At 64.4% G+C, this 22728-nt stretch carries 24 protein-coding genes; 4 read left to right on the top strand and 20 right to left on the bottom strand.

All coding sequences use genetic code 11. From position 1 onward, the window contains the following. Nucleotides 1-19: 19 nt before the first annotated feature. The 8 genes from BJG93_RS02885 to BJG93_RS02850 form a co-directional block, all read right to left on the bottom strand. The gene (locus tag BJG93_RS02885) at nucleotides 20-796 is read right to left on the bottom strand and encodes an ABC transporter ATP-binding protein (protein ID WP_027196860.1); all 777 of its coding nucleotides are present in this window, start codon (nucleotides 794-796) and stop codon (nucleotides 20-22) included. Nucleotides 797-800: 4 nt separating this feature from the next. Continuing rightward, complete coding sequence (locus tag BJG93_RS02880) at nucleotides 801-1619, bottom strand: ABC transporter permease (RefSeq protein WP_027196859.1); 819 nt, start codon at nucleotides 1617-1619, stop codon at nucleotides 801-803. Between the two features lies 1 nt (nucleotide 1620). Beyond that, nucleotides 1621-3036 carry a mannose-1-phosphate guanylyltransferase/mannose-6-phosphate isomerase gene (locus BJG93_RS02875; protein WP_027196858.1) on the bottom strand — a complete coding sequence of 472 codons (1416 nt, stop codon included), beginning with the start codon at nucleotides 3034-3036 and terminating at the stop codon, nucleotides 1621-1623. Nucleotides 3037-3245: 209 nt separating this feature from the next. Beyond that, nucleotides 3246-4172, bottom strand: coding sequence for a dTDP-4-dehydrorhamnose reductase (rfbD, locus tag BJG93_RS02870; protein ID WP_027196857.1), 927 nt, complete (start codon nucleotides 4170-4172; stop codon nucleotides 3246-3248). Nucleotides 4173-4181: 9 nt separating this feature from the next. After that, a complete protein-coding gene (gene rfbC, locus BJG93_RS02865) occupies nucleotides 4182-4733 on the bottom strand; it encodes a dTDP-4-dehydrorhamnose 3,5-epimerase (protein WP_027196856.1) in 552 nt (183 codons plus the stop codon). Further along, nucleotides 4718-5611, bottom strand: a complete 894-nt coding sequence (gene rfbA, locus BJG93_RS02860; protein ID WP_027196855.1) for a glucose-1-phosphate thymidylyltransferase RfbA — start codon at nucleotides 5609-5611, stop codon at nucleotides 4718-4720. The genes rfbC and rfbA overlap by 16 nt, the downstream gene beginning before the upstream one ends. Before the next feature lie 10 nt (nucleotides 5612-5621). Then, complete coding sequence (gene rfbB, locus BJG93_RS02855) at nucleotides 5622-6683, bottom strand: dTDP-glucose 4,6-dehydratase (protein ID WP_027196854.1); 1062 nt, start codon at nucleotides 6681-6683, stop codon at nucleotides 5622-5624. A gap of 407 nt (nucleotides 6684-7090) precedes the next feature. Next, entirely contained in the window at nucleotides 7091-8002 is a 912-nt protein-coding gene (locus BJG93_RS02850; protein ID WP_027196853.1) for a GDP-mannose 4,6-dehydratase, read from the bottom strand. A 232-nt stretch (nucleotides 8003-8234) separates the two neighbouring features. On the opposite strand from BJG93_RS02850, the gene BJG93_RS02845 reads away from it, so the two are divergent. Beyond that, nucleotides 8235-9107, top strand: coding sequence for a symmetrical bis(5'-nucleosyl)-tetraphosphatase (locus tag BJG93_RS02845; RefSeq protein WP_027196852.1), 873 nt, complete (start codon nucleotides 8235-8237; stop codon nucleotides 9105-9107). 28 nt (nucleotides 9108-9135) lie between these two features. On the opposite strand, the gene BJG93_RS02840 is transcribed toward BJG93_RS02845, so the two are convergent. From BJG93_RS02840 to BJG93_RS02805, 8 genes are all read right to left on the bottom strand, one after another. Next, complete coding sequence (locus BJG93_RS02840) at nucleotides 9136-9993, bottom strand: lysophospholipid acyltransferase family protein (protein ID WP_027196851.1); 858 nt, start codon at nucleotides 9991-9993, stop codon at nucleotides 9136-9138. A 37-nt stretch (nucleotides 9994-10030) separates the two neighbouring features. Next, a complete protein-coding gene (locus BJG93_RS02835; RefSeq protein ID WP_027196850.1) occupies nucleotides 10031-11311 on the bottom strand; it encodes a dihydroorotase in 1281 nt (426 codons plus the stop codon). Nucleotides 11312-11384: 73 nt separating this feature from the next. Beyond that, a complete protein-coding gene (locus BJG93_RS02830; RefSeq protein WP_027196849.1) occupies nucleotides 11385-12410 on the bottom strand; it encodes an aspartate carbamoyltransferase catalytic subunit in 1026 nt (341 codons plus the stop codon). A 66-nt stretch (nucleotides 12411-12476) separates the two neighbouring features. Continuing rightward, complete coding sequence (pyrR, locus tag BJG93_RS02825) at nucleotides 12477-13016, bottom strand: bifunctional pyr operon transcriptional regulator/uracil phosphoribosyltransferase PyrR (RefSeq protein WP_027196848.1); 540 nt, start codon at nucleotides 13014-13016, stop codon at nucleotides 12477-12479. After that, the gene (gene ruvX / locus BJG93_RS02820; RefSeq protein ID WP_027196847.1) at nucleotides 13003-13443 is read right to left on the bottom strand and encodes a Holliday junction resolvase RuvX; all 441 of its coding nucleotides are present in this window, start codon (nucleotides 13441-13443) and stop codon (nucleotides 13003-13005) included. Before ruvX ends, pyrR begins: the two co-directional genes overlap by 14 nt. Before the next feature lie 10 nt (nucleotides 13444-13453). Further along, the gene (locus BJG93_RS02815) at nucleotides 13454-14032 is read right to left on the bottom strand and encodes a YqgE/AlgH family protein (RefSeq protein ID WP_027196846.1); all 579 of its coding nucleotides are present in this window, start codon (nucleotides 14030-14032) and stop codon (nucleotides 13454-13456) included. A 288-nt stretch (nucleotides 14033-14320) separates the two neighbouring features. Then, nucleotides 14321-15727, bottom strand: coding sequence for a hypothetical protein (locus BJG93_RS02810; protein ID WP_071336560.1), 1407 nt, complete (start codon nucleotides 15725-15727; stop codon nucleotides 14321-14323). 272 nt (nucleotides 15728-15999) lie between these two features. After that, nucleotides 16000-16170, bottom strand: a complete 171-nt coding sequence (locus BJG93_RS02805; protein WP_006047743.1) for a rubredoxin — start codon at nucleotides 16168-16170, stop codon at nucleotides 16000-16002. Between the two features lie 359 nt (nucleotides 16171-16529). On the opposite strand from BJG93_RS02805, the gene BJG93_RS02800 reads away from it, so the two are divergent. Continuing rightward, nucleotides 16530-17393: a hydroxymethylpyrimidine/phosphomethylpyrimidine kinase gene (locus BJG93_RS02800; RefSeq protein WP_027196845.1), complete on the top strand. Its 864-nt coding sequence runs from the start codon at nucleotides 16530-16532 to the stop codon at nucleotides 17391-17393. A gap of 275 nt (nucleotides 17394-17668) precedes the next feature. Here BJG93_RS02800 and BJG93_RS02795 read toward each other — a convergent pair whose 3' ends face one another. Beyond that, complete coding sequence (locus tag BJG93_RS02795; RefSeq protein ID WP_231337425.1) at nucleotides 17669-17881, bottom strand: hypothetical protein; 213 nt, start codon at nucleotides 17879-17881, stop codon at nucleotides 17669-17671. A gap of 36 nt (nucleotides 17882-17917) precedes the next feature. Here BJG93_RS02795 and BJG93_RS02790 point away from each other — a divergent pair, with 36 nt between their 5' ends. Both BJG93_RS02790 and cysC read left to right on the top strand, forming a co-directional pair. Further along, on the top strand, nucleotides 17918-18904 hold the full coding sequence (locus BJG93_RS02790; protein ID WP_231337424.1) for a chondroitin 4-O-sulfotransferase: 987 nt from the start codon (nucleotides 17918-17920) through the stop codon (nucleotides 18902-18904). 26 nt (nucleotides 18905-18930) lie between these two features. After that, complete coding sequence (gene cysC / locus BJG93_RS02785) at nucleotides 18931-19569, top strand: adenylyl-sulfate kinase (RefSeq protein ID WP_027196843.1); 639 nt, start codon at nucleotides 18931-18933, stop codon at nucleotides 19567-19569. 173 nt (nucleotides 19570-19742) lie between these two features. Here cysC and groL read toward each other — a convergent pair whose 3' ends face one another. The 3 genes from groL to BJG93_RS02770 form a co-directional block, all read right to left on the bottom strand. Continuing rightward, the gene (gene groL / locus BJG93_RS02780) at nucleotides 19743-21383 is read right to left on the bottom strand and encodes a chaperonin GroEL (RefSeq protein ID WP_027196842.1); all 1641 of its coding nucleotides are present in this window, start codon (nucleotides 21381-21383) and stop codon (nucleotides 19743-19745) included. A 53-nt stretch (nucleotides 21384-21436) separates the two neighbouring features. Continuing rightward, nucleotides 21437-21727, bottom strand: coding sequence for a co-chaperone GroES (gene groES / locus BJG93_RS02775; RefSeq protein ID WP_008923887.1), 291 nt, complete (start codon nucleotides 21725-21727; stop codon nucleotides 21437-21439). A gap of 414 nt (nucleotides 21728-22141) precedes the next feature. Then, entirely contained in the window at nucleotides 22142-22528 is a 387-nt protein-coding gene (locus BJG93_RS02770) for a hypothetical protein (RefSeq protein ID WP_027196841.1), read from the bottom strand. Nucleotides 22529-22728: the final 200 nt, after the last annotated feature.

The following is a 22728-nucleotide window of genomic DNA, read 5'->3' as shown; positions in this document are numbered from 1 at the left end:
CCGCCGCGCGCACGCATGCTCAGTGCGGCAACTGCGCGACGTGGCTGATAAGCGGCAGATCGGTTTTTTCCAGCGGCAGCACGGCTTCGTCGGCGACCATCTTGCCGTGCTCCATCGAGATCTTGCGGTTGCACACGCGCGCGACCAGCGACGGATCGTGCGACGCCACCACCAGCAGCGCCGCCTTGCCGACGAGACCTTCCAGACGCTCGGCCGCCTTCACGCTGAACTCGGCGTCGCCGACGCTCAGCCATTCGTCCATGATCAGGATGTCGGCTTCGACGCTCGTCGAGATCGCGAATGCGAGGCGTAGCATCATCCCGCTCGAATAGGTGCGCACCGGCAGATTCAGATAGTCGCCCAGTTCGCTGAAGTCGGCGATCTCGTCGATCTTGCCGCGGATGCGCGCGGGCTTGAGCCCGTCGAGAATGCCGCGCAGATAGATGTTTTCGAAGCCGGTCGCGTCGGGGTCGAGGCCCATCGACACGTCGAGCAGCGAGGCGATCTTGCCCTGCACCTTCAGCTCCCCGCGCACCGGCGCATAGACGCCCGACAGCGTGCGCAGCAGCGTCGTCTTGCCCGAGCCGTTGTGGCCGATCAGGCCGATGCGCTCGCCTTCGCTGAAAGAGAAGCTCAGGTCGTCGATCGCACGGACGACCGCATGGCGACCCGCGTCCTGGCCGATCCGGCCGCCCGTCGTCAGATTGAGCACCGCCTTTTTCAGCGAGCGATGCGAGTTCTCGTAAATCGGAAATTCGACGGAGATGTTACGAGCGACAATCGATGAAGAACTCACAATATCAAAGCCAGTAAGGAACGCGATTACGGAAACGCTTCATCAGGAACTGCGCGAACGCAAAACCAACGATCAACAGACCAATCGACCAGGCCCACGACTCCCAGTTGCTCGGGCGGCCGGTGAGCGGCGCGCGCACCGTTTCGATCAGGTGATAGAGCGGGTTGTAGTCGGCGACCCACGCGCGGTCCTTCAGGATTTCCGGCGACCACATGACCGGCGTGAAGAAGAACACGACCTGGATCAGGTTCGTGACGATCGGCGGGATGTCGCGAAAGCGTGCGCACAGCACGCCGAGCGTGACGCCGAGCCACACGCCGTGCATCAGCAGGATCACCAGCGCGAACGGCACCAGCACGATTTCCCAGCCCGGCCAGTGACCGAACACGATCAGCAGCACGACCACGACCGGCAGGCTGTGCAGCAGGATCACGAAGTTGCGCCATGCGATGCGGCATACGTGGACCGTCAGCGGCAACCTGATCTGCTTGATCAGATATGCGGAGCCGATGAAGGCCATGCAGCCTTCGTTGGCGACCGACGCCAGATACGCCCACACGACCAGACCCACCGCGAGATACGGCAGGTAGTCGGAGATTTCCTGATGCAGCAGCGTCGAATACAACGCGCCGAGCACGACCACCATGATGATCGTGCTCAGCGTGAACCAGAACGGCCCGAGCACCGAGCGGCGATAGCGCTGCCGGATGTCGTGCCAGCCGAGCGTGCCCCAGACCCGCACCGCTTTCATGCCGACCAGCAGGTCGTCGTGCTCGTTGTGACGCGTCAGGTCTTCCGAGTCGTTGGTAAAACTGATATCCATCTCAAGTACGTCCGTAAATGTCTTCGAAGCGAACGATGTCGTCTTCGCCCAGATATTCGCCGCTTTGCACTTCGATCATCACGAGCTCGACGACGCCCGGATTTTCGAGGCGATGTTTGTGACCCGCCGGGATATAGGTCGACTCGTTGGTTGACACGAAAAACGCCCTCTCGCCGTTCACGACCTTCGCCATGCCGCTCACCACGACCCAATGCTCGTTGCGGTGATGATGCATCTGCAGGCTCAGGCTCGCGCCCGGCTTCACCTCGATGCGCTTGATCTTGAAGCGCGGCCCCTCTTCGAGCACCGAATAGGTGCCCCACGGTCGATGCACGGTGCGATGCACCTTGTACGTCTCGTGGCCGCGCGACTTCAGCTCGGCGAAAATCTGCTTCACGTCCTGCGCGCGATCCCTGTGCGCGACGAGCAGCGCATCGGGCGTGTCGATCACGATCAGGTTATCGATGCCGACCGCGCCGATCAGGCGCCCGCCGCTGCGCAGATACGAGTTCTTCACGTCGACGAGCAGCGCCTCGCCTTCGACGCGGTTGCCGCTCGCATCGGCCGGCGACAGGTCCGAGAGCGCGGTCCACGAGCCGACATCGGTCCAGCCGAGGTCGCAGCACACGACCGCCGCGTGCGCGCACTTCTCCATCACCGCATAGTCGAACGACAGCTCCGGCACCGCGCCGAAGCAGCCCGGCTCGAGACGCACCTGCGCGCCGCTCTTGCCTTCCGCGGACGGCGATTTGTCCATGCATGCGGCCGCGGCATCGAGAATGTCCGGACAATGCTCGCGCATTTCCTTCAGGATCGTCCCCGCGGTGAAGCAGAACATGCCCGAGTTCCACACGAACTTGCCCGACGCGAGATACTCACGGGCCTTCTCCAGCGACGGCTTCTCGACGAAGCGCACCACCCGCTCGCCATCGGCTTCGATATAGCCGTAGCCGGTTTCGGGCGTATCGGGATGCATGCCGAAGGTCACCACCTTGCCGGCCTGCGCAAGCGTCTGCGCACGCGCGACCGCTGCGGCGAACGCGGCCTGGTCCGCGATCAGATGATCGGCGGCGAGCACCAGCATCACCGTGTCTTCGCCGTGCGCCTTTTGCGTATGCAAGGCCGCCGTGGCAACCGCCGCGGCCGTGTTGCGGCCGAACGGTTCGAGAATGAACGAGGTCGCGATGTTCTTGCCGTTCACCTCGCGGAAATCGTCTTCGGTCTTGAAGAACAACTCACGGTTGGTTACCGTCAGCACTTCCTTCACGCCGGGCAAGCCGACCGCGCGCAGGAAGGCCTTTTGCAGCAGGCTTTCGCCGTCCGCGAGACGGATGAACGGCTTCGGGTGCGATTCACGCGAGACCGGCCAGAGCCGCGATCCCGCTCCGCCGCACAGAATGATCGGTAACAAACTCACAGCTCCCTCTCAGTGCCGTATCTATTACGCGGCCATACTGGCTTGCGCACGGCTGACGCACACGTTTGCAATCTACTGCGCATAGACCGTTGAATCCGCGCCCCGCGCGGCCTCGCGTTGAGCGACATTCTACCGCCGCCGCCTTTCATCATTGTCAGGGAACGATCGCACAGATCCGTATCGAACAGCCCCCGCGTCGAGTCCGAGACTCAGGCGCGCGCCGCCGGCGATTTCGGAAAACCGTCCGTCAGACACAGCTTCAGCGCGTCGCGCCAATGCGGCGCGGCAAGCCCGAACACGCGCGCCAGCTTGTCGTTCGACATTCTGGAATTGGCTGGGCGCTTGGCGGGCGTAGGGTAATCCGCGGCGGGAATCGGCAGCGTGGTCGGCTGTTTCGGCAAATCCGCGAGTTCGAAGATCGCCGACGCGAAACCGTGCCACGACGTCGAGTCGCCCGCGCATAGGTGATAGACGCCCGAGCGCTCGCGCCACCACTTCGCGCTGTCTTCGGCGGCGAAGGACTGGGCGCACAGATGTGCGCTCAGCGTCGCGATCGTGTTGCACCAGGTGGGCGCGCCGAACTGATCGGCCACCACCTTCAACTCGGGGCGATCGGCGCCGAGCCGCAGCATCGTCAGCAGAAAGTTCTTGCCGCGCGTGCCGTACACCCAACTCGTGCGCAACACGAGATGGTTCGCACCGCTCGCCGCGATCGCCTGCTCGCCCGCGAGCTTGCTGCGGCCGTAGACGTTCTGCGGATCGGTCGGATCGTCTTCGACGTACGCGCCTTCCTTCGTGCCGTTGAACACGTAGTCGGTCGAATAGTGGATCAGCGCGGCGCCGAGCTTTTTCGCTTCCTCGGCGAGCACGCCCGGTGCTTCGCCGTTGATGCGCATCGCGAGATCGCGCTCTTCTTCGGCTTTGTCCACCGCGGTATAAGCGGCCGGATTGACGATCAGCGCGGGACGCACGTCGCGCACCACCGAGCGGATTTGCTCGAGGTTCGACAGATCGAGCCGCGAGCGGTCGACCGCGACCACGTTGCCGAGCCCTTGCAGCGTGCGCGCGAGCTCGTAACCGACCTGGCCGTTTACGCCGGTAACGAGGATCGTCCGTTTCGCTTGATGTGCGCTCATGCGATCCCCTTATGCGTAGACTTCGGCGTCGGCGAGGCGCTTGCCCGCCGCATCCTTGGCCGCGAGCAGCGGCTCGAAGTCGAGCGGCCATTCGATACCGATCGCCGGATCGTTCCAGACGATGCTGCGCTCGTGCTCGGGGAACCAATAATCCGTGGTCTTGTAGAGGAACTGCGCGGATTCCGACAGCACGACGAAGCCGTGCGCGAAACCGGGCGGCACCCACAACTGCCGATGGTTCTGGACCGACAGCGTCACGCCGATCCACTTGCCGAAGTTCGGCGAGCTTTTGCGGATGTCGACGGCGACGTCGAACACTTCACCCTCGACCACGCGCACGAGCTTGCCCTGCGCATGCTCGATCTGATAGTGCAGACCGCGCAGCACGCCTCGCGCCGAACGCGAGTGATTGTCCTGCACGAACTCGACGCTCGCCTCGACCTTCTCGGCAAATTCGAGCGCATTGAAGCTTTCGAAGAAGAAGCCGCGCGCATCGCCGAACACCTTCGGCTCGATGATCTTGACTTCGGGCAGCGCGGTTGCCGTTACCTGGATGGCCATGCGACGTGGTCCGTAAGAATGTTTTGCAGGTATTGCCCGTAGGCATTCTTCGCGAGCGGCTTGGCGAGCGCGAGCAGCTGCTCGCCGTCGATCCATTGGCGCCGGTACGCGATCTCTTCCGGACACGCGACCACCAGACCCTGGCGCTTTTGCAGCGTCGCGATGAAGGTCGCGGCTTCGATCAGCGAATCGTGCGTGCCGGTGTCGAGCCACGCATAACCGCGGCCCATGATCTCGACGTTGAGCGCCGCGTTCGCGAGGTAGCGCGAGTTCACGTCGGTAATTTCGAGTTCGCCGCGCGGCGACGGCTGGATGTCGGCGGCGATGTCGCAGACCTGCTTGTCGTAGAAATACAGGCCGGTGACCGCGTAGTTCGAACGCGGCTTGGCGGGCTTCTCCTCGATCGACAACGCGCGGAATTGCTGGTCGAATTCGACCACGCCGTAGCGCTCCGGGTCCTGCACGTGATACGCGAACACGGTCGCGCCGTCGGTTTGATCGTCGGCGCGCTCGAGTTGCTTCGCCAGATCGTGGCCGTAGAAAATGTTGTCGCCGAGAATCAGCGCCGACGGATCGTTGTGCACGAACTCGCGGCCGATGATGAACGCCTGCGCGAGCCCATCCGGCGACGGCTGCACCGCGTACTGGATGTTCATGCCCCACTGGCTGCCGTCGCCGAGCATTGCCTCGAAGCGCGGCGTGTCCTGCGGCGTGGAGATGATCAGCACGTCGCGAATTCCCGCCACCATCAGCGTGGACAGCGGGTAGTAGATCATCGGCTTGTCGTACACCGGCAGCAGTTGCTTGGAGACGACGTGCGTGATCGGATACAGGCGGGTGCCCGAGCCGCCCGCGAGAATAATGCCTTTGCGCGCCATTGCCGTGCCTTTACGCGCGCTGCGCGTAGTTGGTCTCGACCCACTTCCGGTATTCGCCCGAAGCGACTTCGTCGACCCATTGCGGGTTGTCGAGATACCACTGGACCGTTTTGGCGAGACCCGTCTCGAACGTTTCCGCCGGCTTCCAGCCGAGTTCGCGTTCGAGCTTGCGGGCGTCGATTGCGTAACGGCGATCGTGACCCGGGCGATCCGTCACATAGGTGATCTGGTCGCGATACGAGCCGGCCGGCTTCGGACGTTGCTGGTCGAGCAGGTCGCACAGCGTATGCACGACCTCCAGATTCTTCTTCTCGTTCCAGCCGCCGACGTTGTACGTCTCGCCTGGCGTGCCGCGCGCGAGCACTTCACGGATCGCGCTGCAATGGTCGCCGACGTACAGCCAGTCGCGCACGTTCTGCCCGTCGCCATACACCGGCAGCGGCTTGCCGCCCAGCGCATTGGCGATCATCAGCGGGATCAGCTTCTCGGGGAACTGGTATGGGCCGTAGTTGTTCGAGCAATTGGTGGTCAACACCGGCAGGCCGTAGGTGTGATGATAGGCGCGCACGAGGTGGTCCGAGCCGGCCTTGGTCGCCGAATAGGGGCTATTCGGCGCATACGGCGTGGTTTCGGAGAATTGCGGATCGGTTGCCGACAGCGAGCCGAACACTTCGTCGGTCGACACGTGCAGGAAGCGAAACGCGGCGCGCTCCGCTTCGCCCAGCGTATTCCAGTAGCTGCGCGTCGCTTCGAGCAAGGTAAAGGTACCGACCACGTTGGTTTGCACGAAATCGGCCGGACCGTGAATCGAGCGATCCACATGGCTCTCGGCCGCGAAATGCAGTACGGCGCGCGGCTTGTGTTCGGCCAATAGCGCGTCGAGCGCGGCGCGATCGCAAATGTCGACGCGCGCGAAAATGTGTTTGGGATTGCCCTGTAGCGACTTCAGCGTGCCCAGGTTGCCGGCGTAGGTCAGCTTATCTACGTTGAGCACCGATTCGTCCGACGCATTCAGCCAGTCGAGCACGAAATTAGCGCCGATAAAGCCGGCACCGCCCGTTACCAGGATCATGTAATTCCCTTGTCGATGTTAGTGACAGGCAGCGAAAAGCCTGCAGCCTGTTCACCCCGCGTGGTGATGTCCGTTTCTCTAGCCGCTCGACGAGTCCGCCCGGCGAGTGGACACTCAGACGCCAATTTTATGAAGCACCAATTATAAAGCGGCCCAGTGCAAAAACTAGAACCCTAACAACTTGAAACAGCTTGACAGAACTCGTTGCCGTCGTTCCGTTAAAAGCGGCTTTTCGGTGCGGTTACGCGCATTTGGCGCTTGCGACGATGTACGCCGCATACTGCGCGGCGCGGCGCGCAAACAGCGAGAAACGAAGCAGAAGAACGGCGAAGCGTCACGCAGGGCCGCAAACGCGGCCACTCCGGTGGCTTGACGCAAGCCTCAGGCGGTTGCTCGCGCGAGCGCGCTCAGGCCGCGAGCATCCAGCGCAGTGTATCGATGAAGGGAATCGATTCGACCGCAGGCACCAGCGCGCGCAATTTGGCCGGCGAGCCGGCGAGCATCTTGACGTCCGTTTGCCGGACAAAGGCGGGATTGACCTGGACTTCGATGTCGTGACCGGTGAGCTCGCTCGCGCTCGTGAGGATTTCACGCAACGAGTACGGGGTGCCGGTGCAGACATTGACGATTTCGGCGGCGACGTCGGAGTCGAGCAGCGCCTCGTACGCGCTCGCCACATAACGCACGTCGGAGAAGTCGCGTGCGATGTCGATATTGCCGAGCTCGATCGACGCGGCGCGCCGCGCGAAGTGGCTGACGATCTTCGGCACGAGGAAGTTGACCGCCTGGCCGCGACCGGTGTAATTGAACGGCCGCACTATCAGGATCGGCAGGCGGTCGAACCATGTGCGCACGAGCGCTTCCATCGCCGCCTTGCTGGCCGCGTAATGATTGACGGGCGTGAGCGGAAAGCTCTCGTCGATCGCGGCGCTGCTGACGTTGCCGTACACGTTCGCGCTGCTCGCGATCAGCAGCTTCCGCGGCACGTGGCCGATCGCGGCGCAGGCTTCGAGCAGATTCTGCGTGCCGATCACGTTGACGCGATAGAAGTCGAGCGGATCGTCGTGACCCACGAAGCTGATCGCGGCCAGATGCACGATGTAATCGGGACGCACGGTTTCGAGCACGCGCCGGCATGCTTGCGGCGACGTGATGTCGAGTTTGACGCGTGTCGGCGTGTCGGGCTCGTCGCGGCCGGACACCGCTTCGACCACGGTGTGGCCACGCGCGGCCAGCTTCTCGACCAGATAGCGGCCGGTAAAACCGCTCGCACCGGTGATGAGCGTGCGAAACGATTGCTTCGCCGCGGCAGACGACATGCTGGCTTCGTTCACGAAAGAGTCATCCTGTTGTTGTATTGGAAGCGCGCGCGATCCGTGCGTTGGGGGTTGCCTTGCGGGGTCGCGGCGGTGTTCCAGCCGCGTCCCCCGCGACGTGATCGCGCGATATTCGAACCTCAAACGGGCTATTATGTCACGCTGACTTGCCGCGCTGTCCAGCATGGCACGCGTCGTGCAGCACCGCGCGTATCGAATCGTTTTGACCTCCTCGATGACACCCTTCAACGCTTCCAGCACGTCCGCTCCCCTCGTCCCTCTTGCTTTCGGCGATCTGCAAGGCTGCCGCACCCCGTTTCAGCAACTGCTTGCCAAAGCCGCGCCGCCGGACGGCACACCGCTGTGGTTCGCCGGCGATCTGATCAACCGCGGCCCCGACTCGCTCGACACGTTGCGCGACGTGATCGCGCTCGGCGGGCGCGCGGTGCCGGTGCTCGGCAATCACGATCTGCATCTGCTGTCGGTTTCGGCGGGGATTCGCAAGTCGAAGAAAGGCGACACCATCGAAGACATCCTCGCCGCGCCCGATGCCGCCGATCTGATCGAGTGGATACGCCACCGGCCGCTCGCGCATTTCGACAACGGCATGCTGATGGTGCATGCGGGTGTGCTGCCGCAATGGGATGTGACGCTGACGCTCGAACTCGCCGACGAATTGCAACGCGCGCTGCGTGCACCGAACTGGAAAGAGACGCTTGCCGGCTTGTACGGCAACGAGCCGAATCGCTGGAAGCCGGGGCTCAAGGGTATCGAGCGTCTGCGCGTCACGTGCAGCGCGTTGACGCGCATGCGCTTTTGCAGCGCCGATGGCGCGATGGATTTCAGCAGCAGCGGCACGCTCGCATCCGCGCCGGGCGGCTGCATGCCGTGGTTCGACGTGCCGTCGCGCAAGACCGCCGACGTGACCGTCGTGTTCGGTCATTGGGCCGCGCTCGGCGTGATGTTGCGCGACAACCTGATCGGCCTCGACTCGGGTTGCGTGTGGGGAGCGAAGCTGTCGGCGGTACGGCTCGCGCGAGATCCGGCCGGACGGACGCTGACGCAGGTCGATTGCGATTCGTGCGGCGGACAGCGCGGGGGACATTAAACGGGCCACTGCGATGCAGTGCCGCCGCTCAGGCCGAGCGTCGCGAATGATCGACGGGCTCGATCAGCGTTTCCTGCGCCGCAGCAGCGTCGCTCGACGACGCAGCAGCCGCAACGTCGCCCTCTGGCGCGACCGTCCCCGCCACCGCGCTGCCAGCCTGCATGTCCCGCAGCGCGTCCGCCACCACCTGCTGCGCCTGCGCCGCGAGCACCCGCCGGTCCGCCTCCGGCGCGAGCGGTGCGCCAACATACACGTGGGCGGTTAGCGGACCGCCACGCAACAGCATGTCGAGCGAATCGGACAACGACAGATCGTCGATATACGCCGGTGCCGTCGACTGCCGGCCCTGCGCGTCCTCGTACATGATGCACAGCGGCTGCACCGGCACACCGGCCGACACCGCGGCCTGGAACATGTTCGCGTGAAACGGCAGCAACGAGAGCCCGTTCGAGGTCGTGCCTTCCGGGAACACACACATCAGTTCGCCCGCGCTGAGCCGCGCGGCGAGTTCGTGCATGATCCGCTTCGCGTCGCTGCGCTTCTCGCGCTGAATGAACACGGTGTCGAGCTGCTGCGCGAGCCAGCCGACCACCGGCCATTGGCGGATCTCCGCCTTCGACACGAACGGCGTAGGCCGCCACGCATTGATCACGTAGATGTCGATCCACGAGATGTGATTGGCGACGACGAGCGCGCCACGATCGAGCCGCACCGCGTCGTTATGCACGACGAGGCGCATCCCGCACAGACGCAACATCTTCAGCGACCACGCGCGATTGAGCGCGTGACGCCGCTCGGCGCTCGCGTTCGGAAAGCGGGTCGCGACGGTCCACATGCCGTGCAGCAGATGCGTGATCAGACGGATCTTGCGTAACGCGAGCTTCATGGCCGGAGCATTCCTTGACTAGACCGAAACGACACGCTCAGTGCTGTTCGTACGCGAGTTGACCGGACACGACCGTCGCGCGCACTTGTGCCGGCAGCTCGTAGCCGAGGAACGGCGTGTTGTGCCCCTGACTCTTCAGCGCACGCGGCTCGACGCGCCAGTGAGCGTGACGGTCGAACACACAGAGGTCGGCCACCGCGCCCAGCGCGATGCGGCCAGCCGCTTCGAGACCGAGCACCTGCGCCGGCGCCGCGGTGATGCGATTGAGCGCGGTCGCGAGCGGCACGCCCGCTTCGTCGGCCCACTTCACCGTCAGCGACAGGAACAGCTCGAGGCCGGTCGCGCCCGGCGTCGCTTCGGCGAACGGCAGCAGCTTTTCGTCGTCGTCGACCGGCGTGTGCGCCGAGCAGATCGCGTCGATCGTGCCGTCGACGAGGCCCGCGCGGATCGCTTCGCGATCGCGCTGCTGACGCAGCGGTGGATCGAGCCGGAACTGCGAGTCGAAATAACCGATGTCGACGTCGATCAGATGCACGTGGTTCACGGTGACGTCGCACGACACCGGCAGACCCTCGCCCTTCGCCGCGCGCACGAGCACGACGCCCGCCGCCGACGACACGTGCGAAACATGCACGCGCGCGCCGGTCACGCGCACGAGTTCGAAGATCGTATGCAGCGCGATCGTTTCGGCCGCCATCGGCACGCCCGACAGCCCGAGCCGCGACGCCAGCGCACCGCTGGCGGCGACCCCGCTCTTGCCGAGGTACGCATCGAGCGGACGCAGCCAGACGGTGTAGCCGTAGGTCTTCGCGTATTGCAGCGCGCGCATCAACACCTGGGTGTCGACGATCGGCGTATCGGCCTGCGAGAAGCCGACGCAGCCCGCCTCGGTCAGCTGGACCATCTCGGTGATGGCCTGCCCTTTGAGACCGACCGTCAGCGCGCCGAGCGGATATACGTGCGCGCTGTTCAGATTGCGCGCGCGGAATTTCAGCATCTCGACGAGGCCCGGTTCGTCGAGCGTCGGATCGGTGTCCGGCGGACACACGAGGCTCGTCACGCCGCCCGCGAGCGCCGCGGCCATTTCGGAGCCGAGCGTCGCCTTGTGCTCGTAGCCCGGCTCGCGCAAACGCGCGCACAGGTCGACGAGACCCGGCGCGATCGACAGACCGCGCGCGTCGATCGTGCGCTCGGCCTGGAAGCCCGCCGGCGCGTTGCCGAGGGCGGCGATCTTGCCCGCCTCGATGAAAATGTCCTGCTGCTGTTCGCTGCCCGCCGCGGGGTCGATCAGCGTGCCGCCTTGAATATGAATCTTCATGCGCTGCCTTTGTTAAACCTGTGGTTCGGCCTGGGCTTCGGCTTCCTGATCGGCCGCGCCTGCTCGTTAGCCGTTAGTCGTTGTTGCCCGCGACGATCCCCATCACCGCCATGCGCACCGCGATACCGAACGTGACCTGATTCAGGATCACCGATTGCGGGCCGTCCGCGACCTGTGAGTCGATCTCGACGCCGCGGTTCATCGGGCCGGGGTGCATCACAATCGCATCGGGGGCGGCGAGCGCGAGACGCTCTGGCGTGAGCCCCCAGCTCTTGAAGTACTCCTGCGACGACGGCAGCAGCGCGCCGCTCATGCGTTCGTTCTGCAGACGCAGCATGATGATCACGTCGACGTCTTTCAGGCCTTCGTCGAGGTTGTGGAACACGCGCACACCCATCTGTTCGAGACCGCCCGGCAGCAGCGTGCGTGGACCGATCGCACGCACCTCGGGCACGCCGAGCGTGGTCAGCGCATGAATGTCCGAGCGCGCGACGCGCGAATGCAGGATGTCGCCGACGATCGCCACGCGCAGCTTCGTGAAGTCCTTCTTGTAGTGGCGGATCGTGTACATGTCGAGCAGACCCTGGGTCGGGTGCGCGTGACGGCCGTCGCCGGCGTTGATCACGTGCACGTGCGGCGCGCAGTGCTGCGCGATCAGGAACGGCGCGCCGCTCGACGCATGACGCACGACGAACAGATCCGCGTGCATCGCCGACAGGTTGTTGATCGTGTCGAGCAGCGATTCGCCCTTGCTGGTCGACGACGCGTTGATGTTCAGGTTGAGCACGTCGGCCGACAGCCGCGTGGCCGCGATCTCGAACGTGGTGCGCGTGCGCGTCGAGTTCTCGAAGAACAGGTTGAACACCGACTTGCCGCGCAACAGCGGCACCTTTTTCACTTCGCGATCGGTCACGCTGACGAACTGATCGGCGGTCTCGAGAATGTGATTGACGATGGCCTTCGGCAGCCCCTCGATCGACAGCAGATGCTTGAGCTCGCCGTTCTTCGTGAGTTGCGGGTTGCCCCTCAAGAAGCCGTAGCGGAAGCGCTCGGATGCGCTGGCAGAGGAATCTTGCGGAGCCTGGGTGGCGGTGTTCATGATGTACCTGCTTCAAATACGGGCTTCAACGCGATCGAACTCGAATCGACACGCCGCTCACGCGTTTCAATCGACGCGCGCTTCAATGTGAAAAGAAAACCGCTGGCCGCCCGCGCCGTCGTCTTCATGGGCCAGCACGAGCGTCGCGTCGGCGGGTACATCGACCACGCCACCGACGAAGCGCGCCGCCACCGGCAATTCGCGTCCGCCTCGATCGGCGAGCACCGCGAGTTCGACCGATGCCGGCCGGCCATAGTCGTACAGCTCGTTCACCGCCGCGCGAATCGTGCGGCCGGTGTACAGCACGTCATCGACCAGCACGATGCGACGGCCGTCGACCGCGAACGGCAGCGAGGTCGGGCTCGCCTGCGCGTGCAGCCCTTTCTTCGCGTAGTCGTCGCGATGCAGCGCGACGTTCACCACGCCGAAGCTCGCCAGCTTCAGGTCGCGCGCGAGCCGCTCGGCGAGCCATGCGCCGCCGCTATGGATACCCGCCAGCACCGCCGCTTGCGCACCGCCTTGCGTGGCGGCGAGCTGCTCGCCATAGGCCGCGCGAATCTGGTCGAGCAGCGCGCGATACAGCGCTTCGGCGTCAATGGAACTCATGATCGTCGGACAGTCCGTCAAGATATTGCTGGAGGATGATGCTCGCGGCTTCGGCATCGAGCATGTCGGCGCGGCCGTGGCCGGCGCGGATTTGCGCGTCTGCCTCGACCGACGAGTAGCGCTCGTCGACCCACGTGACGGGCAGATTGAAGCGGCCGTTCAGTTGGTTGCCGAAGCGCTTCGCGAGCTGCGTGCGTTCGTGCGGCGCGCCGTCGGGGTGCATCGGCAAGCCGACCACCAGCGCATCGGGTTTCCATTCGGCGATCAGCTTGCCGAGCGCTTCGAAGCGATACTCCTTGCTGCGGTTCTGCACGACGGCGAGCGGCCGCGCGCGGCGCGTCAGCGAATTGCCGACCGCTACGCCGATGCGCTTCTCGCCGTAGTCGAACGCAAGCAGCGTCGCCTCACGTCCGGCCGGCAGCGTCATGCGCGGCCCCTCATGCGTGCCCGGCCTCGCCCGACAGCATCGACAGCGAGACGCCGAGCAGCGCGAGCGCCGCTTCGAGACGATCTTCGGCGGGCACGTCGAAGACGATCTTCGGATCCGCCTCGACCGTCAGCCAGCCATTCTTCGAGATTTCGTCCTCGAGCTGACCGGCGCCCCAACCGGCATGGCCAAGCGTCAGCAGAAAGCGTTCCGGACCGGTGCCGCTCGCGACGGCCTCGAGTACGTCTTTCGACGTGGTCATTTCGAGCCCGCCCGGCACCGACATCGACGACGTGTACGCGCTGCCGCCTTTCGGATCGTGCAGCACGAAGCCGCGCTCGGTTTGCACCGGGCCGCCGAAATACACGGGAACATGGAGAAGCGGTTCGATCTCGAGCTTCAGATCGATGCGATTGAAGAGCGCCTGCAGGTCGATATCGGTCGGCCGGTTGATCACGAGGCCGAGCGCGCCGCGCTCACTGTGATCGCAAAGGTAGACCACCGTTCCTGAAAACGTCGGATCGGCCATGTTCGGCATGGCGATCAGGAACTGGTTGGTCAGATTGATGCGATCGGTACTCTTGGACATAGTTCGGATTTTAGCAAAGACGATGCGGGATGGCGGGCTGCGTCGAACGCTGCAGCGCGTTGCGTTGCATGCGACGTGCCACGCGCCATCAACGCCGGATCAGGTTGCACTCTATCACGCGCGCGACTCGCGCCATCTCGCGATCAGGCGCCGAAACACCGCGCAGAACGGCGCGTTCGGCGCGCGTCGCGCAGTGGCGGCACGGTGTCCTCGGGCACGCGTGAGAGGCGGCGTTGCGGACGCAAGTCGCGCGCCACGTCGCGTGTTCGGTGCGGCGCGGGCTGCGCTTCACGCGCCGCCCTGCTCGATCGCGCGCGTGAGCGCGGCGAGCGCCGCCTGCGTGAGGCCGCCGCCGGCCGGCGCGACGCCCGCGGCGACCTGGTGCAGCGTCGCGCGCAAGGCCTCGGCGGCCTGTTCGAGCGTATCGGCCGGCGGCGCGCCGACGATCACGTGCGCGCGTACCGCCGGTGTCGCGACGCCCGCATGCGCGCGACGCCGCCATGCGAGCCCGAGCGCATCGGCCAGCAGTGCCACGTGACCGAGGCCGAGCGCGCAGGCGGCCGAGCCGAGCCGGTAGGCGGCGTCGCCCGCCTGCAGCGCTTCGCTCGGGTCGGCTTTCTCCGGCTGATCCGCCGCGCGGGCATGGGCGGCGAGCGCCTCGATCGACCCGTCGGCGGTCTGCAAGAAGTCCTCGTACGCGTTCGCGTTGACGCTCAGCACGCCGAGATCGCGCGTGTGCGGCAGCGCCTGCGCCTCGAGCGCGCCCGCCTCCCACAGCGCTTGCGACGACTGCGTACCGGCGACGTGCCAGTCGACCGTCAAGCCGTAGTCGTGCAGCACCTCGACCTGATCGGCGTCTTGCGCGGCCGCGCCGAACAGCGCGAAGTCGCGCCACAGCAGCGCGAGCGTCGCGCGCACCAGCGATCGCGGCGCGCGCTCGATGCCGCGCGCGTGATCGGCGAGCGCCAGGTTGCAGCGCGCGTAGAAGCGCCGTGCCTCGATATCGCGGATCGCGTGGCCGCGCGCGCGCAGCGCCTTTGCGCAGGCGCGCGCGAGCCGCCAGAAATCATAGGGATCCGGGCCGGAGAGTTCGGTGAACGCGGCGTCGAGCTCGTCGAGCGCGGCATTCGTGACGGCGAGCGCGACCGCGCTGCCGGTGTCGGCCTGCGAGCGCAGCACCGGCAGCAACGCGCGCTCGTAGCGGGCCCGCAGATGGGCAAGCTGATCAGCCGATTGCGCGTGCAGCGACGCCGGCGGCACCGGCCGCGCGCACAGCGCGAGGTCTTCGAACGCGACCGCGGAGCCCGGCGCGGGCTCGACCAGTTGCGCGCACAACGCGCGGTAGTGGCTGAACAGCGTGGGCGAGCAACTGAGTTCGCGCAGATTGTGGCGCTCGAGCGCCGCGCGGAAGTCGCGCAGCGCCGCGCCGAACACCGGCCGCGCGCTTTGCGCTTCGGCTGGCTCGCCGCTCGCGAGCGGCGAGAGCCGCACGAGCGCGTCGGCGAAACGCTGGGCGCTCAGCCAGCCCGCCGTGCGCAGCGCATGCGACGCACGCAACAGCGCGGCACCGCTCTCGTCGCGCTGCTCGAACGCGAGCGACGCCTCGGCGAGCGCCAGTTCCGCGGGGCGGACGGCACCGCCACGCGGGTTCGGCAGAGCATCGATGGAAACGGGTGCTGCGGATCGAAGAGTCATGGGCAGGCGACACGAAGCTGACGGGGCCGTCGCTTCGCGCTGCGTGAACGGCCAACGCGCGAACCGGCGACAGGACAATGACAGACTACCGTTGCGACACGACGCGCCCGGCGATGTTCCGCGCCGGCGCGCTCGGACAGGCGCCGGCGCGCCGGACGCTTCAAGCGATTGCAGCAATGATGTGGCGGATGACGCCGCTGACTCGGGGTCGAAGCCCGGTATGGAAGCTCAGGGACGAAGCACGGGATCGAACCCCAGCGGCTTGCCGAACTTCAGATTTGGACCATTTCGAAGTCTTCCTTGCGCGCTCCGCACTCCGGACATGTCCAGTTGATGGGAACGTCTTCCCAGCGCGTGCCCGGCGCAATGCCTTCGTCCGGCAAACCCGCCTCTTCGTCGTAAATCCAGCCGCAAATCAGGCACATCCAGCTTTGATATTCCATTCTTTTGTCGCGTCGTTGAGTCCGTGAAAACGGGAGCCATGATGGTACCGTGTTGCCGCCCCCATGCCTAGCAATCGCAAACGCGCAATCGTAGCGTGGACCGGCCTTCGGCGGGGCGCCCGCGCGGTGCGGGCGACGCTCGCGGGGTCATGCCGCGAGGCGGTGGCAGGTCCCCCGCAGGCGATGGCGGGCGCCCGCCGGCAAGCTCGCGGCGCTGGCGCGGCGAGTCGGCCGCCGTACCGGGGCGTGGCTTCGCGCGAGCGCTGCCGCGCGAAAAAACGCCCTCTCTACGGTTTAGGCCGCATAATTGAGCCAATTGCGCACCGCGCGCCGAAATCCTGCTTTCCTTATCCATTTTCATGCCCAGCGACACGCCTCCGATCGTCCTCACCTTCGGCCTCTCCGATCCTACCGGCGGCTCCGGCCTGCAGGCCGACCTATTGACGCTCGCCAGCATGGGCTGCCACGGCGTTTCGGTGCTCACCGGCTATACCGTGCGGGATTCGGCGAACTGCGACGAAGTCACCGGGCTCGACCCGGACGTGGTCGCGACGCAGGCGCGCATGCTGCTCGAAGACATGCCGATCGCCGCCTTCAAGGTTGGCGCGTGCACGCGCGCCGAGGTGGTGAGCGCGATCGCCGAAGTGGTAGCCGACTACGACGACATCCCGCTGATCCTCGCCCCCGACTTCACGCTCGACGACGAACACGTGCTCGCCGCCGACGAACTGCGCGAAGCGATCGCCGATCTGCTCGCGCCGCAAACCACGCTGCTGGTCGCCGACTCGTCCACGCTGCTCGCGCTCGCGCAGCCCGACGGCGATGCGGAGGCGCCGAGCCTCGACGCGGCGATCTCGCACCTGTTGTCGCAGGGCTGCGAGTACATTCTATCGACTGAAACCGGCACCCATCGGCTCGTCAACACGCTGTTCAGCGAGGACGGCCAGTTGCGGCAGGACATGTGGGACCGCGCGCCGCATCGGCTGACGGGCCTGACCGATACGCTGGGCGCGGCGATCGCTGCGCTGCTCGCCAACGGCCAGGAGCCGGCGGAAGCGGTGCGCGAAAGCCAGGAGTATCTCTATCAGGCGGTGCGCAACGCCTTCCGGCCCGGCATGGGGGCACACATGCCCGATCGCTTCTTCTGGGCACGCAGCAGCGACGACGACGAAACCCCGCCCGCGCAAGGCAAGATCGCCGCGCCGGGCGAAGCGCGACACTGACCTCGTCATTCGTCGGTATTGACTGAAACCCGCTTTTGGCGGGTTTTTTCATTGCGTGCCTCTTTCGCGGTTTCCTGCGAATTCCCATTCGATTTATGCCGACCGAATAGGCAATTCGATTCCGGTATCGCTACTGCCGTACTCGTGCCGGGCATAGGTGTTTTCGGCAGTTAGTTCACATAAAAGCGTCAATGCTACCGTCCATGTAACTAGACGCTATTGAGCGTAATTAAACGTTACAACCCCATCGACACCCTTTAGCTAGACTTTACGCATCACGAACAGCCATATGTCGCCACATGTCTTTCCCTAGCTTCTTCATCCATCCACCGAAATGCGGCGGCTCGACCGTCATTTCGTGTTTTGATTTGAATAAAGGTAATGACCGATTCATTAACTTTTTCTGGGATCAGGATGGGTGGGGAAACTGCCGTGCAAAGCTGCTTGAGACGCAGGTCGGCGGCGGGCATCAACCGTATGGCATTCATCGGCTAATCAAACATCCAGTCAGCTACTGCACGATCTTGCGCGATCCGCTCGTGCGCCAGATCTCGCACTACTACTATGCGGCGAACGGCAAGAACGGCGAGGTCACGCGCGGCGTCAGCGTGTCGACGTCCGAAGCCCTGGCGCAGCAAGGCGTGCTATCGCTCGACGAGTGGGTCAGCGAATCGCTCGGCGGCAGGAACCTGTTCGTGCAGATGCTAAGCGGCGAGCCAGCCGTCAACGAAGCGAGCCTCGCCGTCGCGCAAATCCATTTGCGCGAGCAGATCAGCACCGTCGGCGTCTGCGAGGACATGAGCGAATTCTTACTGCGGCTTTGCGGTTCGACCGGGATGGAATTACCGTTTTATTTCGAAGCGAATCGCACCAATGGCGCGCCGAAAGGCAACGCTCACATAAGCGAAGCAGCAAGACAAAAGTTTATCGAAAACAATAGCTTTGATTACGAGCTGTTCCACGACGCGAATCGAATCGTCGAAGCTTATGCGAAGGAAACAGGCCGCGTCTTTTCGGACGCGCTCGGATTGGTGCGGGTAATTCAGTCCGAAATCAATCAGCTCGACAATCCTCACGTCTACAGCTCGACCGTTTTTGGCTTCGACGGCTCGTTCCTGTCGCGCGTGCATGAGGTGATCGGCCGTTTCGATCTCGCGCCGATCGACGCCTATCTCGAGTTCGCGCAAAGCCGCCAGCGCGCGCCGGTCGATCTGTTCGACGGCTTCGTCGATACGGTGACCGACGCTATGGTGTCGGGCTGGGCCGTCAACCTGAGCCAGCCGGAGCGGCCGGTGCCGCTCGAGGTGCGAGTCGGCGCGAAGATCGTCGCGACCGGCCACAGCGGCGAGCCGCGGCCCGATGTAGCGAGCGCCGGCTATCCAAGTTCGAACAGTGGATTTTCGATTCCGCTGCCGAACGGCATTCCCGAAGGCTTTTGCGTGACGATCGCCAATTCCACCGAACGCCTGCATAACGCCGGCGCGTGGCGGCAAGGCTGGCACTGCGAGTGAACCGAAGGAACCAGGAGAACTTATCCATGAAAGAGCCGCCCGGCTTCGTGCAACGCTTCGACGGCAAGATCGGGGTGCAGGACCGCATGCGCCTGTTAGATCAGACGCCGGCCACGATCTGGTTGACCGGCCTGTCCGGCGCCGGCAAATCGACGCTCGCGTTCGCGCTCGAGGAGCAGCTGATCGCGCTCGGTCATGCCTGCTATGTACTCGACGGCGACAATGTCCGCCACGGTCTGGCGAGCGACCTGGGCTTCGGGCACCACGAGCGGCGCGAAAACATCCGCCGTGTCGCGCACGTCGCCCAGTTGATGAACGACGCGGGCCTGATCGTGATTACCGCGCTGATTTCGCCGATACGCGAAGACCGGGCAATGGCGCGCGAGATCATCGGAGCCGACAAATTCGTCGAGACCCATGTGTCCGCCCCGCTCGCCACCTGCGCGAGCCGCGATCCCAAAGGTCTGTACGCGAAAGCCAGGTCTGGCGAGATCAGCTCGTTCACCGGCGTATCAGCGCCCTATGAAGCGCCGATCGATCCCGACCTGTGCATCGACACCGCAACGCTCACCCTCGCAGAAAGCGTCGCGCAGATCTTCCACTACGTGCGCGAGAAATGTCTCGGTACGTCGACTCACCGTTCCGCTCACACGGCAGGCGCCTGATCGGCACGAGAGGCATCCCGAAGGTCCCAAACGAAAAAACCCGCGCAAGCGGGTTTTCTCGTTTGGGGAAACGCCTCGCGGCGCACTCCCCACATGGACTTCCAGCCGGGCCTCGTCCGTGACCCGGTCGCGATGGTTCAACCACGCGACCGGACCACGAGGCCCGAGCGGAATTACATGTCCATGCCCATGCCGCCCATGCCGCCGGGCATGCCGCCAGGCATCGGCGCGTCTTCCTTCGGCAGTTCGCAGACAGCCGCGTCGGTCGTCAGCAGCAGGCCAGCAACCGAAGCTGCGTTTTGCAGCGCCGTGCGCGTCACCTTCGTCGGGTCCACGACACCTGCGTCAACCAGGTCGACGTACTCGCCGGTCGCTGCGTTGTAGCCGTAGTTGCCATTGCCAGCAGCAACCGCCGCCACGACGACGCTCGCTTCTTCGCCACCGTTGGTGACGATCTGGCGCAGCGGCTCTTCCATTGCACGCAGAACGATCTTGATACCCGCGTCCTGATCGGGGTTAGCGCCCTTCAGGCCAGCGATTGCCGTACGCGCGCGGATCAACGCGACGCCGCCACCCGCCACGATGCCTTCTTCCACAGCCGCGCGCGTTGCGTGCAGTGCGTCTTCGACACGTGCCTTCTTTTCCTTCATTTCGACTTCGGTCGCAGCACCGACCTTGATCACCGCAACACCGCCTGCCAGCTTGGCAACGCGCTCTTGCAGCTTTTCACGGTCGTAGTCCGAGGTCGCTTCTTCGATCTGCTTGCGCACTTGCTTGACGCGAGCTTCGATGTTCGCCGCTTCGCCAGCGCCGTCGATGATCGTGGTGTTTTCCTTGCCCACTTCGATGCGCTTCGCCTGGCCCAGTTCGGCCAGCGTTGCCTTCTCGAGCGTGAGGCCGGTTTCTTCAGCGATGACCTGACCGCCGGTCAGGATCGCGATGTCTTCCAGCATCGCCTTACGACGATCGCCGAAGCCCGGCGCCTTGACGGCAACGGTCTTCAGGATGCCGCGGATGTTGTTGACGACCAGCGTTGCGAGCGCTTCGCCTTCGACGTCTTCAGCGATGATCAGCAGCGGACGGCCAGCCTTCGCGACTTGCTCGAGTACCGGCAGCAGATCACGGATGTTCGACACCTTCTTGTCGTGCAGCAGCACGAACGGGTTTTCGAGCACGGCGACTTGCTTGTCCGGGTTGTTGATGAAGTACGGCGACAGGTATCCGCGGTCGAATTGCATACCTTCGACAACGTCCAGCTCGTCTTGCAGCGACTTGCCGTCTTCGACGGTGATCACGCCTTCCTTGCCGACCTTGTCCATTGCTTCAGCGATGCGCTCGCCGATCGACGTATCGCTGTTCGCCGAGATCGCGCCAACCTGGGCGATTTCCTTGTTGGTCGTGCACGGCTTGCTGATCTTGCGCAGTTCTTCGATTGCGGCTGTAACAGCCTTGTCGATACCGCGCTTCAGGTCCATCGGGTTCATGCCCGATGCGACGTACTTCATGCCTTCGCGGACGATAGATTGCGCGAGAACCGTAGCGGTCGTCGTGCCGTCGCCTGCGTTGTCGCTGGTCTTGGAAGCGACTTCCTTGACCATTTGCGCGCCCATGTTCTGGAGCTTGTCTTTCAGTTCGATCTCTTTAGCGACCGACACACCGTCCTTGGTGACCGTCGGGCCGCCGAAGCTGCGCTCGAGGACCACGTTGCGGCCCTTCGGACCCAGCGTGACCTTCACGGCGTTGGCGAGAATGTTCACGCCTTCGACCATCTTGGCACGGGCGGAATCACCGAATACGACGTCTTTAGCTGCCATCTTCTAACTCCTTGAATACTTTGGATATAACCGGGGAAGTAGCGACTTCGTGCTTACTTCTGCACCACGGCCATGATGTCTTCCTCGCGCATCACGAGCAGTTCGTTGCCGTCGACCTTGACGGTCTGGCCTGCGTACTTGCCGAACAGGACGCGGTCGCCGACCTTCACGTCGAGCGCAATGGCTGCACCCTTGTCGTCGCGCTTGCCCGGGCCGACTGCGAGGATTTCGCCCTGATCCGGCTTTTCCGCGGCGGCTTCGGGAATCACGATGCCCGACGCAGTCTTGGTTTCCTGATCCAGACGCTTGACGATCACGCGATCATGCAAAGGACGAAGGTTCATACATACTCCTCTCTGATTGAGACTGAAGAACGCTGAGAAAACCCGGCTGGCGAGCCAACCGGAGATGTTGTTAGCACTCTCGTGCAGCGAGTGCTAATTATATGGACGGGCAGTGACAAATTCAAGAAGTGGGGAACAACGGAATTGCGGGCCGGGGTTTGCCGCGACGGGGATGGCGCGCGCGCCGCGATGCAGTCGTGGGCGCCCGCGGCGATCACAGCAAAATCAATCACTTGCGCCGAGATCCGACGATTCGCGCCGCGCTGCGAACGGGCGATATGGCAGCCAAAGGTCAGCCGTGCGCCGCAATCCGCGTCGACGGATCTTCGATCCCCAGGGAAAACCCTCGCCTAATTGAGCATAAGGTGGCGAGGTCAAACGATCCGCGACAGCGACCAGCTCGTCTCGTTCAACTCATTTGCGCGCAGGCGAGCGCAACGCATTACCCGCCATCCATTTGAGCCGCTCGCAATTGATCTTGATGCGCGCCGCGAATTCCTGCGGATCGCGCTCACGCAGCGCGTTCATCTGGCTATTGGTCTTGTCGGCGCGCTGCCAGCCGGCGTCCCAACGCTGATCGAAATCGGCCGCCCCGGTCAGCACCTTTCGCAGCCGCTCCTTGTAGGCGCCGATGCGCGCGGGCGACACGCCGCAGAACGCCTGCGCGAAACTCGCGCGCTCGCCCGCCGCTTGCGCGCTCATGTCGGCGTCGCTCGCGCCGCTCGCGAGCGGCGCGAGCGACAGCATCGACAGACACAGCGCTGCGCAAAGCGGCCGATAGCAATACGATAGGTTCTTCATCTTCGACTCCTGACGATCCTTCGTGGCGACCAGGGATTGTCCCGATCTGCAACGCCGCCTCGCTGATTGTGTCCTGATTGCACTGCACGATGGCGTTTTCGCGCGCTATCGGATGCATCGCGTGGTCAAGCCGCGGTGCTACGCTCGTCGAAGCAACATTCGCGACGTGCCCGTCCGGGGGCGAACGACCAGCTCGAACC

Source organism: Paraburkholderia sprentiae WSM5005, assembly GCF_001865575.2.
Classification (GTDB): domain Bacteria; phylum Pseudomonadota; class Gammaproteobacteria; order Burkholderiales; family Burkholderiaceae; genus Paraburkholderia; species Paraburkholderia sprentiae.
The sequence above is the reverse complement of the archived record's forward strand: the minus strand, read 5'-3'. Positions and strand labels throughout refer to the sequence as shown.

Excerpts from the sequence above, each read along its gene's own strand:
- BJG93_RS02770 (WP_027196841.1), bottom strand. The coding sequence starts at position 22,528 with ATGAAGAACCTATCGTATTGCTATCGGCCGCTTTGCGCAGCGCTGTGT.
- pyrR (WP_027196848.1), bottom strand. The coding sequence starts at position 13,016 with ATGAGTTCCATTGACGCCGAAGCGCTGTATCGCGCGCTGCTCGACCAG.
- BJG93_RS02810 (WP_071336560.1), bottom strand. The coding sequence starts at position 15,727 with ATGACTCTTCGATCCGCAGCACCCGTTTCCATCGATGCTCTGCCGAAC.
- BJG93_RS02835 (WP_027196850.1), bottom strand. The coding sequence starts at position 11,311 with ATGAAGATTCATATTCAAGGCGGCACGCTGATCGACCCCGCGGCGGGC.
- BJG93_RS02815 (WP_027196846.1), bottom strand. The coding sequence starts at position 14,032 with ATGTCCAAGAGTACCGATCGCATCAATCTGACCAACCAGTTCCTGATC.
- rfbA (WP_027196855.1), bottom strand. The coding sequence starts at position 5,611 with ATGGCGCGCAAAGGCATTATTCTCGCGGGCGGCTCGGGCACCCGCCTG.
- groES (WP_008923887.1), bottom strand. The coding sequence starts at position 21,727 with ATGAACCTTCGTCCTTTGCATGATCGCGTGATCGTCAAGCGTCTGGAT.
- BJG93_RS02805 (WP_006047743.1), bottom strand. The coding sequence starts at position 16,170 with ATGGAATATCAAAGCTGGATGTGCCTGATTTGCGGCTGGATTTACGAC.
- BJG93_RS02795 (WP_231337425.1), bottom strand. The coding sequence starts at position 17,881 with ATGAATGCCATACGGTTGATGCCCGCCGCCGACCTGCGTCTCAAGCAG.
- BJG93_RS02830 (WP_027196849.1), bottom strand. The coding sequence starts at position 12,410 with ATGAACACCGCCACCCAGGCTCCGCAAGATTCCTCTGCCAGCGCATCC.
- BJG93_RS02880 (WP_027196859.1), bottom strand. The coding sequence starts at position 1,619 with ATGGATATCAGTTTTACCAACGACTCGGAAGACCTGACGCGTCACAAC.
- cysC (WP_027196843.1), top strand. The coding sequence starts at position 18,931 with ATGAAAGAGCCGCCCGGCTTCGTGCAACGCTTCGACGGCAAGATCGGG.
- BJG93_RS02840 (WP_027196851.1), bottom strand. The coding sequence starts at position 9,993 with ATGAAGCTCGCGTTACGCAAGATCCGTCTGATCACGCATCTGCTGCAC.
- groL (WP_027196842.1), bottom strand. The coding sequence starts at position 21,383 with ATGGCAGCTAAAGACGTCGTATTCGGTGATTCCGCCCGTGCCAAGATG.
- rfbB (WP_027196854.1), bottom strand. The coding sequence starts at position 6,683 with ATGATCCTGGTAACGGGCGGTGCCGGCTTTATCGGCGCTAATTTCGTG.
- BJG93_RS02845 (WP_027196852.1), top strand. The coding sequence starts at position 8,235 with ATGACACCCTTCAACGCTTCCAGCACGTCCGCTCCCCTCGTCCCTCTT.
- BJG93_RS02850 (WP_027196853.1), bottom strand. The coding sequence starts at position 8,002 with ATGTCGTCTGCCGCGGCGAAGCAATCGTTTCGCACGCTCATCACCGGT.
- rfbC (WP_027196856.1), bottom strand. The coding sequence starts at position 4,733 with ATGGCCATCCAGGTAACGGCAACCGCGCTGCCCGAAGTCAAGATCATC.
- ruvX (WP_027196847.1), bottom strand. The coding sequence starts at position 13,443 with ATGACGCTGCCGGCCGGACGTGAGGCGACGCTGCTTGCGTTCGACTAC.
- BJG93_RS02800 (WP_027196845.1), top strand. The coding sequence starts at position 16,530 with ATGCCCAGCGACACGCCTCCGATCGTCCTCACCTTCGGCCTCTCCGAT.
- rfbD (WP_027196857.1), bottom strand. The coding sequence starts at position 4,172 with ATGAGCGCACATCAAGCGAAACGGACGATCCTCGTTACCGGCGTAAAC.